Source organism: Nostoc sp. (genome assembly GCF_036917635.1).
In the GTDB taxonomy this organism is placed as follows: Bacteria; Cyanobacteriota; Cyanobacteriia; order Cyanobacteriales; family Nostocaceae; genus Nostoc.
This window is the reverse complement of sequence record NZ_JBALCW010000079.1, coordinates 19,775-31,224: the sequence shown is the minus strand read 5'-3', so window position 1 is coordinate 31,224 and position 11,450 is coordinate 19,775. Positions and strand designations below refer to the sequence as shown.

The 11,450-nt window shown below is 43.6% G+C and carries 11 protein-coding genes and 1 pseudogene; 7 read left to right on the top strand and 5 right to left on the bottom strand.

The genetic code is table 11. The features are described 5' to 3' along the window. Positions 1 to 786: 786 nt before the first annotated feature. A complete protein-coding gene (locus V7K32_RS18890; RefSeq protein ID WP_334995342.1) occupies positions 787 to 1,989 on the top strand; it encodes an aminotransferase-like domain-containing protein in 1,203 nt (400 codons plus the stop codon). Between the two features lie 540 nt (positions 1,990 to 2,529). Here the strand turns inward: V7K32_RS18890 and V7K32_RS18885 are convergent. From V7K32_RS18885 to V7K32_RS18865, 5 genes are all read right to left on the bottom strand, one after another. Beyond that, positions 2,530 to 3,084: a hypothetical protein gene (locus tag V7K32_RS18885; protein ID WP_334995341.1), complete on the bottom strand. Its 555-nt coding sequence runs from the start codon at positions 3,082 to 3,084 to the stop codon at positions 2,530 to 2,532. Positions 3,085 to 3,476: 392 nt separating this feature from the next. After that, positions 3,477 to 4,073: a J domain-containing protein gene (locus tag V7K32_RS18880; RefSeq protein WP_334995340.1), complete on the bottom strand. Its 597-nt coding sequence runs from the start codon at positions 4,071 to 4,073 to the stop codon at positions 3,477 to 3,479. 243 nt (positions 4,074 to 4,316) lie between these two features. Then, positions 4,317 to 4,928 (bottom strand): ATP-dependent Clp protease proteolytic subunit, encoded by a 612-nt coding sequence (locus V7K32_RS18875; protein ID WP_334995339.1) that lies wholly within the window; start codon positions 4,926 to 4,928, stop codon positions 4,317 to 4,319. A gap of 153 nt (positions 4,929 to 5,081) precedes the next feature. Continuing rightward, positions 5,082 to 5,744, bottom strand: a complete 663-nt coding sequence (locus V7K32_RS18870; protein WP_334995338.1) for an ATP-dependent Clp protease proteolytic subunit — start codon at positions 5,742 to 5,744, stop codon at positions 5,082 to 5,084. A 27-nt stretch (positions 5,745 to 5,771) separates the two neighbouring features. Beyond that, positions 5,772 to 5,909, bottom strand: a complete 138-nt coding sequence (locus tag V7K32_RS18865) for a hypothetical protein (RefSeq protein ID WP_334995337.1) — start codon at positions 5,907 to 5,909, stop codon at positions 5,772 to 5,774. 368 nt (positions 5,910 to 6,277) lie between these two features. Here V7K32_RS18865 and V7K32_RS18860 point away from each other — a divergent pair, with 368 nt between their 5' ends. From V7K32_RS18860 to V7K32_RS18835, 6 genes and pseudogenes are all read left to right on the top strand, one after another. Beyond that, positions 6,278 to 7,498, top strand: coding sequence for an RNA-guided endonuclease InsQ/TnpB family protein (locus tag V7K32_RS18860; RefSeq protein WP_334995344.1), 1,221 nt, complete (start codon positions 6,278 to 6,280; stop codon positions 7,496 to 7,498). Between the two features lie 145 nt (positions 7,499 to 7,643). Continuing rightward, on the top strand, positions 7,644 to 8,900 hold the full coding sequence (locus V7K32_RS18855) for a vWA domain-containing protein (protein WP_334995336.1): 1,257 nt from the start codon (positions 7,644 to 7,646) through the stop codon (positions 8,898 to 8,900). A gap of 12 nt (positions 8,901 to 8,912) precedes the next feature. Continuing rightward, complete coding sequence (locus tag V7K32_RS18850) at positions 8,913 to 10,193, top strand: vWA domain-containing protein (protein ID WP_334995335.1); 1,281 nt, start codon at positions 8,913 to 8,915, stop codon at positions 10,191 to 10,193. A 393-nt stretch (positions 10,194 to 10,586) separates the two neighbouring features. Next, positions 10,587 to 10,787, top strand: coding sequence for a hypothetical protein (locus V7K32_RS18845; protein ID WP_334995334.1), 201 nt, complete (start codon positions 10,587 to 10,589; stop codon positions 10,785 to 10,787). Further along, on the top strand, positions 10,784 to 11,185 hold the full coding sequence (locus V7K32_RS18840) for a type II toxin-antitoxin system VapC family toxin (RefSeq protein ID WP_334995333.1): 402 nt from the start codon (positions 10,784 to 10,786) through the stop codon (positions 11,183 to 11,185). Before V7K32_RS18845 ends, V7K32_RS18840 begins: the two co-directional genes overlap by 4 nt. Beyond that, positions 11,176 to 11,409, top strand: a pseudogene (locus V7K32_RS18835) (hypothetical protein); the annotation flags it as partial. The gene V7K32_RS18840 and the pseudogene V7K32_RS18835, both read left to right, overlap by 10 nt. Positions 11,410 to 11,450: the final 41 nt, after the last annotated feature.

Sequence of the window (11,450 nt, the reverse complement as noted above, 5' to 3'; positions counted from 1 at the left end):
TTTTTCAGGGTTACTTAGGAGTCCAAATTATAATTTGGAATTTTATTTAAATGTAGTTTATTAATACTACTGATTGAAGTGCGGAATGTGGGATTTAATATATTGGCATATTGGCAGCCAATTGCTTAGAAATGGGGAATGGGGAGCAGCAAAGATAAGGGGAAAAGGTGACTTGAGGTAAGAACTTGCAACAAGTCTTTCTGCTTATCCCTAATTCTCAAGAGTTCCCAAGTCCTCTTCACCATCCCCTATTCCCTATTGTCAATAATCTGGCTGCGGAGTTGGCTTGCAAGGTCGAGATCATGTCATCAAAGGGCAGGCTTTCAAACTGGACTGCAAAACCTGCTACTTTAGCGATGCCTGCGGCGGGCTACGCCTACGCATTCATCAAATCAATATTAAAACCTTCCAAGTTCCCGCTAGCCCTTTGGATTTCAAAAGGGATAAACGTAGGGTCTGTAGCAACCTTGAGAAGTTTAGCATCTGGGTTAGTAGTGGGATAGAAACTTTTACAGGCAATAATCAGTAGTAGACAGCCTAAGCTTAGAATTAGCTGCTGCCACTTTGAGGTTAATTAATTTCACTGTCAGTAATTCCGTTCTATCAGTCAATATTCACGATACTCGTCATCATGTTATAAGGAAGAATACATCCGTCAGCAGCCAGAATCCACCATGAATTCTAGGCGACTAACGAAAGTTTAAGACCCCCACTTTCTTGAAAAGTGATTTTCGCTAATTGCCTTGTTGTGTGTTCTCTATTTTGACTTTCAATTTTGAACTTCTTATGGCTGCCACTACCCCTGCTTACCGAATTGCTGATTTGTTCGCCGAACGAGCTAGAAACATCGCACCACCAACCTATAGTACAGAGTTAACCAAAATCGCCACTGTCAGCTTTACCTACGGTCTAGCTGACCCAATTCTCTTTCCTCACGCTCACTTGGCTGCTGCAAGTGCCTCTGTGCTGTTAGAAGAGGCTCCGATCGCTCTTAATTATGGGCCACCTTCAGCTCAACTATACGAGCAAATTATCCTCCGCTTGCAGGCTAAAGGAATCACTACCGATCGCGATCGCCTAATCATTGGCTATGGTTCTGGTCAGATTTTGGGCTTGCTACCACATGTGTTTGTCGAACCTGGTGATGTAGTAATTGTGGAAGGCCCAACCTTCCTGGGAGTAGTTGTTAGATTTGTCCAAGCTGGCGCACGCATAATTACCATTCCTGTGGATGAGTTGGGGATGAATGTAGATGCCCTAGAAGTAACATTGAGCGACTTGAAGAAGCAGGGCATCCGACCCCGGTTTATTTACACCATCCCCACCTTTCACAATCCCACAGGCACTACTATGCCGTTATTTCGCCGCCAAAAACTGGTAGCATTAGCGGCTGAGTATGGCGTGGTGGTAATAGAAGACGATGCTTATAGCGATTTGCGCTTCCAAGGAGAAACTGTGCCTCCCCTGGCAACCCTGGACAAGGAGGGGTGGGTATTATATGTCAGTACCTTCTCGAAAATTATTGCGCCTGGTATCAGGTTGGGCTGGGCTTGTGGCGATCCGGCGATTATTCAGCGGCTGGCAATGTTCAAAAGTGAGGGGCCTGTAGGGCCATTTGTCAGTCATGTGGTCGCCCGCTATTGTGCCACAGGCAAATTAGATAATCACATTCAGGAGTTAATTGCCTGCTACAAACATAAGTGCAATTTGTTGTTAGAGGCGATCGCTCAAGAGTTTCCCACTGATATAGTTGCAAAGCGTCCCGATGGCGGCTTCTTCGTTTGGTGTAAATTGCCCTCAGATATTAGCGCCAAAGCACTGCTAATGGCTGCGAGTGAACACGGCGTCAGTTTTCTGCCAGGGACTCGCTGTTACATCAATGGACAGGGGGATGATGCTATCAGGTTAGCTTTTAGCTTTCAGCCAACACAGAAAATTGTGGAAGGAATCGCTACCTTGGGAGCAGTGCTGCGCGGATGGCGGCAATGACCGTGCCAATTTTAGATTTTGTGGAAAGTCTGATCGAAGGAAACCTCCGGTCAGACTTTCCAACTTACGACCTGTAGCAACAAGGGACTTAACAATTTAACCCACATTCAGCAGGTGCGATCGCGCAATTCTGCTAGTGCCTTAACCGCTTCAAAAACCCCTCTCTCCACACGGCGCTCTAGATGTAGGCGATCGCACTGTTCTGCCTTGCTTAATTCTTCGACCTCAACGGCAGTAACTCTAATTGTTGCTGAAGCGGGATCTACTTGCTGGGAGATAAGCTGAAAAACATCTAAGTTGCATAATCGAGTTAAATCAAACTCTTGTGGGGGGGGACGAAAAGCCCGCCCAGCTTATGCAAGTTTATTTGTGGAACAACTTATCCTCATGTGCAGAGCTAGTGGTGGCTTTTTTGTGCTTAGAGGATTAGACATCTCTAGAAATTAGGTATCAGCCCAAGCTGCACAGGTTGTAGATTCATTTTTGGAGATGTCTATTGTTAGCACTTCACTGTTAGAGCGTTGTTATGGTGTTAATTTCTTATCCAATAACATATCCAACAACTTGAATTACCGTTTGAGCGTAACCTACTATCTTAACTGCTTCATCAAATATTCCCCCTAAATTGAGATTTGCACCAGCTCTTGAAGACCAACTGTAGCCACTCGATATATTGCCCCAATCAGCAGCTAGCACTGGATTAGTACCGGATTCATTCCAATCATCATCTCGAGAACCAGACTCAAAAGTGCCATGAGTTCGTCCCGTATGCGAGAACGTGAAAGTTGTACCTAAGCTATCCTTAAGTGCGAAAACAAGTCCAGTATCATAGCTAGTAGCGCCACTATCATGGAAATGACCCGTAAAGCTATAAGCTCCATTTGGAAATAAACTCAGGTGCGAATAGCCTCCCACTGGAACTCCATTATTAAAACTGATGGTACCAGTGTCCAGCTGTATAGACGGCAGTACAGAAGGAGATGGCAATAAAGGAGCTACGGGGGTTAAGGCCGCTGAAGTCTTGTTGATAGGTGGGTTGATAGGTGGTTTTTTTGGTTCTAGAGGTTCATCAGGGTAGTTAGATTCGCCGCGCATATTCTTTCTCCACAATATATTAAAAGTAGACAGTCCTCAAAATTAATGTGAGTTGTTTACCTCATCTTGCAGATTAGCAAAAGGAGGCAGAATAATTTCCAAGTATGTAACAAAAAGCTAGAGTAATTAAACCTCTTTAATCACTCTGAAAAAAGAAAAATAAGAGTCTATTTTTCAACTGTAAATAAAGCGAGAATTGAAGCGTTTATTTTCTCACAGAATCCTGAAATCAAGGTTTTTGGTAAAATTTTTATACTCAGAACCAGGCGTTTCAATGTGACTTAGCACTTTTTTGGGAATTTATTTAACTGCATTAGTAGCAGATAACACAGAAATAAGAAGAATTATTGTCCAAAAAGTTTACCCGTCTTGAAAGGGCTAATTCTGAATCTTTAAAAGATTTGTTCTAATCGTTGGAAATCGCGCTGGACTTCATACCAGAGACTTTTATTATAGGGGTCTGTCTTCAGAGCTTTTTTGAGATAAATTCTGGCTTTGAGCAGCTGGTTTTGGGAAATTAGCGCCCGTCCCCAAATTTGATAGGCGATCGCTAGCCATTGACGGACTTCTGCATCTGTTGACAAACGATCTGCTAAAGCTTCCGCCAGGGCGATCGCTTGCGGAAATCGTCTTTCTTGCAAAAATTGCTGCAATTGCTCATAAGTTTTCCACTTCAGCCGTTCTTCTATTTCCAACACATTAGGCGGCTTTGGTTTCCCTGGTTCTTGGCTTATCACCGTTGTTACTGGTGTTTTCTGCCTATGCGTTGACACCTGAGTTGAATGTGCCACAGTCTCCTCTGGCAGTACCACCGTCAGCAGGAGTTTGTACGCCTCTGTCAACGCAATAAACTTATCTTTGGCTTTGTTGTCATCTGGGTTGATATCGGGATGATATTGCTGCGCCAATCGTCGGTAAGACGCTTTGATGTCAACAAAAGAAGCTCCCGCTCTCAAACCTAGTAAACGGTAGCAATCTCCAAGATCCATCTTGAGCTATGAGCTATCGAATATCCAGCAAGAGGCTATCAGCTATCTGCTTCACGCCTAAACTATTAATAATAAGGGCTAATTTACTATTTTTAAGTTCAATGTTGACAATTTGTTTGGGGAAGGGAGTGGGGAGTTAGGAGTTAGGAGTTAGGAGTTAGGAGTTAGGAGTTTTTACTCTCCCCCTGCCTCCCCTGCTCCCCCTGCCCCCCTGCCCCCTCTGCTCCCTCTGCCCCCTCTGCCCTACTCCCCTGTTATTACCGAGGTTCGTTCTTCAATCACACGGTCAATTAAACCGTATTGTTTTGCTTCTTCGGCAGACATGAAAAAGTCGCGATCCATATCTTTTTCAATCTTTTGTATGGTCTGACCAGTTTTATCGGCATAGATGCCATTGAGTTCGTGACGAATTCGCAGAATCTCTTTAGCTTCAATTTCGATATCGCTTGCTTGTCCACGGGTGCCACCTGAAGGCTGGTGAATCATAATCCGTGAGTGAGGCAATGCTAGCCGTTTGCCTTTGGTGCCAGCTGCTAACAGAAAAGACCCCATTGAAGCCGCTAAACCGACGCAAATAGTCACTACATCTGATTTGATATGTTGCATGGTGTCAAAAATAGCCATGCCAGATGTAACCATCCCACCGGGGGAATTGATGTATATATAAATATCTTTACCTGGATCATCTGAGTCCAAATACAGCATTACAGCGATAATTTGATTGGCAATTTCATCATCAATATCTCGCCCCAAGAATATAATCCGTTCCCGGTAAAGGCGATCGTAGATGCTAATCCAATCTGTATATTGTCCACCCGGCATCCGGTAAGGAACTTTAGGAACGCCTATAGGCATAATTTACTCCATTCTTAATAATTTGGGGGCGGTGGGAGAGTTGAAAGTTAGGAGTTAGGAGTTGAAAGTTAGGAGTTAAAAGTTAGGAGTGAGGAGTTTTCAATAACTCATAACTCATAACTCCTAATTCATAACTCATAACTCCTAACTAAATTAAAGGACACTGGCAGGGAGTGGGGGATTTGCGAGTTCTTCTTTCTCAAAAACTCGATCAATCAATCCGTATTCCTTCGCTTCATAGGGTGTCATATATAACAACCGATCCATATCTTTAGTAATTTTTTCTGGAGGCTGTCCAGTGGTGCGATGCAAGATATCAACTAACGCCCCTTTATTTACCAAAACTTCCCTAGCGCGAATTTGAATATCCGTTGCTTGACCTTGGGCGTAGCTCTTGGGCTGATGCAGGATAATCGAGGAGTGAGGCAAACTAGCGCGGCAACCTTTTGTACCAGCACTGAGTAGCATCGCTGCCATACCCATCGCGGAACCGACGCAGATGGTGTGGATAGGAGGCTTGATATATTTCATTGTGTCAAAGATGGCGAAGGCTTCGGTTTCAAAGCCAATGGGTTCGCCACTGTAACCGGAAGTGCCGGTGGAATTGATATAGATTTTAATTGGTTTTTCGGGGTCGTCGGATTGCAAAAACAGCAATTCGGCCACGATTAATTCCGTGACAGCAGGTACCAGTGGCATCCCAATATAGACAATCCGCTCCTTCAATAAGAGGGAAGGTAAATCTGGCGGTGGTGTCCGGTAAAAGTTATCGCCGTAATATGGGGCTTGAACAGCCTTAATTGGGGAAATGTCCATAGCAACTGATCGCCTGAAACTATGCCGTTAACTGTAATACATCCTAGCGCGATGCCAGCCTTCCTCAAGGTGCGGATTTCTCCCTAATGCTGAAGGTGGCTTCGCATCTGCCAATGCTTGGCTTCTAAGATATTCTGATTTTGACACTTTTAGGTCGAAAGACACTGAGATTCTTTAATCAACGAGCCAACTTGCTCAGGCAGAATTACTCCAACCCAAGTAGAGGTTAATTCTCCTAAAGCGTAAATGACCGTATCCCTACCGTACTCAATTAATTTTTTTGTATTTTAAGTCTTATCAAAATCTAGCTTTCCTAAACTGCTACACCATTAGGTGTGACTACGCACTCAACCAATCTAGTTAAGTTTTTATTTATTTCAGACATCTCTTAATCGGATCACATCCACGAAGACGCCAGGGATGAAAATGATTTAAGGCGTTTACGCCTTGGTGACGCTTTATTTTTCTCCACAGATCAATTAGCTTATGTAAAGCGTGATAACATAACTATTGTGGTGAATAATGGTCGAGCCATGATAGTTTACGAGTTTAAGGTAAAAGGGAAAGAGAGGCAGTATCGGGCTATTGATGAGGCTATTCATACCAGCCAATTTGTCCAAAATAAGTGCTTACGTTATTGGATGGACAACAAAAGTATAGGTAGATATGACCTCAATAAATACTGTGCGGTATTGGCTGAAGAATTTTCTTTTGCCGATGAACTTAATTCAATGGCTAGACAATCTGCTGCTGAACGTGCATGGTCGGCGATAGCGCGGTTTTACAATAACTGCAAGAAGAAAGTTAAAGGCAAAAAGGGGTTCCCTAAATTTAAAAAACATTGTCGCTCAGTTGAGTATAAGACAAGTGGCTACAAACTTTCGACTAATCGTAAAGCAATTATTTTCTCAGATAAAAAAGGCATCGGAACCCTAAAACTAAAGGGAACCTACGATCTAAACTACTACGATATTAAGCAAATAAAAAGAGTCGGTTTAGTACGTCGGGCTGATGGGTATTATGCTCAGTTTGCGATTGATGTTGATGTTAGGGTTGAATCAATACCAACTTTTGAAGTAGTTGGTATTGATTTAGGGTTAAAATGTTTCATTGCTGATAGTAAAGGGAATGTGGAACCCGCCCCTAAGTTTTACCGCAAGTCTGAGAAAGCTTTAAACCGTGCTAATCGTAAAAAGTCCAAGAAGTTTAGCACGATAAAGAAGAAAGCCAAAGCTCGGCAATCTCACAATTACCACAAAGCTAGAAATAGGTATGCCCGTAAACATTTAAGGGTAAGTAGGCAACGAAAAGAGTATTGCAAAAGATTAGCGTACTCCGTCATCCAATCTAACGATTTGGTAGCCTATGAAGATTTGAATGTGAAGGCTTTGGTACGTAACCGACATCTAGCTAAATCTATTAGCGATGCTGGTTGGTACACTTTCCGCTTGTGGTTAGAATATTTTGGACATAAATATGGGAAAGTAACCATTGCTGTTCCTCCCTATAATACAAGCCAAAATTGTTCTAACTGTGGCGAGAAAGTGAAAAAATCTTTGTCCACGAGAACCCATGTTTGCCCTCATTGTGACTACGTGGTGGATAGAGATTTGAATGCTAGCATCAATATTTTAAGATTAGGATTGAGTACGGTAGGGCATACCGGAATTTACGCTACAGGAGATTTGCCCTCTTGGGCGGTTGGCGCAAGCCTGCCGTCTAACGGCGAGTCTGTGAATGTAGAATCCCCATGATTCCGAATAGGTGAGCGTAGCGATACTTATTCAGCCAGGGGAGTGTCAAATTAGTGTATTTGTGTTGGATAGGTTTTCCGTAGAACTAAAGTGTTGCTTTGAAGTTATTTTTTAATATGTATATCCTGAATAGGGACTTTGAGTTATGAAGGTTAATTTGCAGCCTGCCTTGAATGATGGTAATTTGGACGCAAATCAACTGAACAGTCAACGTCAGTTGGGAATTTCGATTTCGGCGAAGGCAGAAAATCAGGATCGGAATGTGCCTCTGAATTTATGCCTAATTCTCGATCATAGTGGTTCTATGAACGGGCGATCGCTAGAAACGGTCAAAAAAGCAGCGATTCGTCTGGTAGATAGACTCAACCCTGGCGATCGCCTCAGTGTTGTAGTTTTCGATCACCGTGCCAAAGTTTTAGTACCCAGTCAAAGTGTCGAAGATCCAGAGAAAATCAAACAGCAAATTAATCGCCTCGCCGCCGATGGTGGAACTGCGATTGACGAAGGACTGCGCTTAGGCATTGAGGAGTTGGCAAAGGGCAAAAAAGATACTGTTTCCCAAGCTTTTTTATTAACCGACGGTGAAAATGAACACGGTGATAATAATCGCTGTTTAAAATTCGCTCAATTGGCTGCTAGCTATAATTTGACTTTAAACACTTTGGGATTTGGTGACAATTGGAACCAAGATGTTTTAGAAAAAATTGCTGATGCTGGTTTAGGTACTTTATCTTATATTCAAAAACCCGAACAGGCTGTGGAAGAGTTTAATCGCTTGTTTAGCCGCATTCAAACGGTGGGGTTGACTAATGCTTATCTGTTATTCTCGCTGATGCCCAATGTCCGGCTAGCAGAACTCAAACCTGTAGCCCAAGTTTCCCCAGACACAATTGAGTTACCACTGCAACAAGAAGCTGATGGACGTTTCGCTGTGCGGTTGGGAGATTTAATGAAAGATGCAGAACGGGTAATCTTAGCTAATATTTATTTGGGACAATTGCCAACAGGTGAACAAGCGATCGCTAATATGCAAGTCCGCTACGATGATCCAGCCGCTAACAAGGTAGGTTTAGTTACACCAAATGTCCCAGTTTATGCCCATGTAGTCAAAAATTACCAAGCAGACCCGAATCCCCAGGTGCAACACTCTATTTTAGCATTAGCTAAGTATCGCCAAACCCAGCTAGCCGAGACGAAATTGCAACAGGGCGATCGCTCTGGTGCGGCGACAATGTTACAAACGGCTGCTAAAACTGCACTGCAAATGGGAGATACTGGCGCGGCGACGGTGTTGCAAACTTCTGCTACCCAGCTGCAATCTGGTGGAGATTTATCTGAAAGCGATCGCAAGAAAACCAGAATTGTCTCTAAAACAGTTTTGCAAGATACCCCTCCCCAGTAAACTCAGGTTTAGATGAAAGTTAAATTGCTCTCGGCGTTAAATGACAATAATGTTGATATGGCTAAAACTTGTAGCCAACGTCAATTAGCAATGACAATTTTTGCGATCGCTGGTGAGTTTGACCAAAATCTACCCCTTAATCTCTGCTTGATTTTGGATAGAAGTGGTTCTATGCATGGACAACCGATTAAAACTGTGATTCAGGCAGTGGAAGGATTAATAGATCGGTTGAAAGTAGGCGATCGCATCTCAGTTGTGGCTTTTTCCGGTTCTGCGTCAGTCATTATCCCTAACCAAGCGATCGAAGACCCCGAAAGCATCAAATCTCAAATTAAAAGCAAACTGACTGCTAGCGGCGGTACTGTAATTGCCGAGGGTTTGGAATTGGGAATTACAGAACTGATGAAGGGGACAAGAGGCGCTGTTTCCCAGGCGTTTCTGCTGACGGATGGGCATGGTGAAAGCGGTTTGCGAATTTGGAAGTGGGATATTGGGCGAGATGACAACAAACGCTGTGTTCAACTGGCGCAAAAGGCTGCCAAGCTGAACCTAACTATCAACACTTTCGGATTTGGCAATAGCTGGAATCAGGATTTGCTAGAAAAAATTGCCGATGTCGGTGGTGGAAGTTTAGCTTATATTGAACATCCTGAACAAGCTGTGGAGCAATTTAGCCGCCTGTTTGGGCGGATTCAGTCTATTGGGTTAACTAATGCCTATTTGCTGTTATCTCTAGTACCTAATGTCCGCCTAGCGGAATTAAAACCCATTGCCCAAGTTGCCCCAGACACAATCGAGTTACCAGTGGAAGCAGAAGCTGATGGACGTTTCGCTGTGCGTTTGGGAGATTTGATGCAGGATGTAGAACGGGTAGTTTTAGCTAACATTTATCTGGGACAATTGCCAGAAGGGAAACAAGCGATCGCTCATCTGCAAATCCGTTATGATGACCCGTTGGTTAATCAACAAGGTTTACTTTCGTCCCTCGTGCCAGTGTATGCAGATGTAGTGCAGGCGTATCAACCGGACTCGAATCCCCAGGTACAACACTCTATTTTAGCATTAGCGAAGTATCGCCAAACCCAGTTAGCTGAGGCTAAATTGCAACAAGGCGATCGCACTGGTGCAGCCACAATGTTACAAACAGCCGCGAAAACCGCTTTACAAATCGGAGATAAAGGTGGAGCGACAGTGTTGCAAACTTCCGCCACTCGCCTGCAAGCTGGGGAAGAACTTTCGGAAGCTGATCTCAAGAAAACTAGGATTGTATCAAAAACCGTTTTACAGGAATAGTAAAAATCCAGCGTTGCTGATTAATGGTATGAAAGTTTCGCGCCTTGTCGCAAAGCGAGAAAAAATATTTTATTCCTCAATTGAGCAACAAAGTAGTAGTCTGTCAACATAAAAATGAGGGATGTAGAGACGCGTTAGCGTAGCGAGACGAAGTACAATTTCGCGTCTCTACAAGGTTTTGGATAGTACAAACAAGCTTAACAAAATCAAATTGATAGACTAGTAAGTAAGTGGGTCAAATTAAATATAAAACCTCACCCTGCCTCCGGCTTCCCTCTCCGTGAGTTCTGAGAGGGATTGAGGGTGAGGTTTGATATAGATGTTTAATTACGGCTACCTACTTAGTCGCATATTCCTAACTTATTGATTAACAACCACCGAAGAGTTTGACTTATGCTGATCGAGAAGATTGTCCAAGAATTGCAAGACATCCCCGAAGACAAACTAGCAGAACTTTATGACCTAATTCACTACTTTCGGCTAGGTTTAAGTCAAGAACATACACAACCCCGCACCCCTGGTTTATTGAAAGGACAACTCGGCGATGCTTTCTTTGAAGCACTGCCAGAAGAGGAACTCCAGCAATGGGAATGAGCTACCTCATCGACACCCATATCCTGCTGTGGTGGCTCTTTGACGATCCAAAACTCCACACTGACTGCCGAGGCATCATTCGCAACCCAGATCATCGCATTATTGTCAGTAGTGCTTCTGCTTGGGAAATTGCCACCAAATACCGCATAGGTAAACTACCCGAAGCCAAACAACTTGTTGAGCAATATTCACAGATATTGCATCAGGCTAAATTTATCGAACTTGCCATCACCACAGCCCATGCGCTCAGAGCAGGAAGCCTACCGATTGCCCACCGAGATCCCTTTGATCGCATGATCATGGCTCAGGCTGAACTCGAAAGTTTACTTGTCATCACCTACGACAAAGCCTTCCAGACTGAACTGATTCAGGTAATTCCTGACCTCAAGCTCAAGTAAAGTATCGCCAAACTCAGTTAGCCTAAGCGAAATTGCAACAAGGCGATCGCACTGGTGCAGCCACAATGTTACAAACAGCCGCGAAAACCGCTTTACAAATCGGAGATAAAGGTGGAGCGACAGTGTTGCAAACTTCCGCCACTCGCCTGCAAGCTGGGGAAGAACTTTCGGAAGCTGATCTCAAGAAAACTAGGATTGTATCAAAAACCGTTTTACAGGAATAGTAAAAATCTAGCGTAAGGTAATGGATGGTTGAGATGGACAA

Excerpts from the sequence above, each read along its gene's own strand:
- V7K32_RS18860 (WP_334995344.1), top strand. The coding sequence starts at position 6,278 with ATGATAGTTTACGAGTTTAAGGTAAAAGGGAAAGAGAGGCAGTATCGG.
- V7K32_RS18870 (WP_334995338.1), bottom strand. The coding sequence starts at position 5,744 with ATGGACATTTCCCCAATTAAGGCTGTTCAAGCCCCATATTACGGCGAT.
- V7K32_RS18875 (WP_334995339.1), bottom strand. The coding sequence starts at position 4,928 with ATGCCTATAGGCGTTCCTAAAGTTCCTTACCGGATGCCGGGTGGACAA.
- V7K32_RS18845 (WP_334995334.1), top strand. The coding sequence starts at position 10,587 with ATGCTGATCGAGAAGATTGTCCAAGAATTGCAAGACATCCCCGAAGAC.
- V7K32_RS18850 (WP_334995335.1), top strand. The coding sequence starts at position 8,913 with ATGAAAGTTAAATTGCTCTCGGCGTTAAATGACAATAATGTTGATATG.
- V7K32_RS18885 (WP_334995341.1), bottom strand. The coding sequence starts at position 3,084 with ATGCGCGGCGAATCTAACTACCCTGATGAACCTCTAGAACCAAAAAAA.
- V7K32_RS18855 (WP_334995336.1), top strand. The coding sequence starts at position 7,644 with ATGAAGGTTAATTTGCAGCCTGCCTTGAATGATGGTAATTTGGACGCA.
- V7K32_RS18880 (WP_334995340.1), bottom strand. The coding sequence starts at position 4,073 with ATGGATCTTGGAGATTGCTACCGTTTACTAGGTTTGAGAGCGGGAGCT.
- V7K32_RS18890 (WP_334995342.1), top strand. The coding sequence starts at position 787 with ATGGCTGCCACTACCCCTGCTTACCGAATTGCTGATTTGTTCGCCGAA.
- V7K32_RS18840 (WP_334995333.1), top strand. The coding sequence starts at position 10,784 with ATGAGCTACCTCATCGACACCCATATCCTGCTGTGGTGGCTCTTTGAC.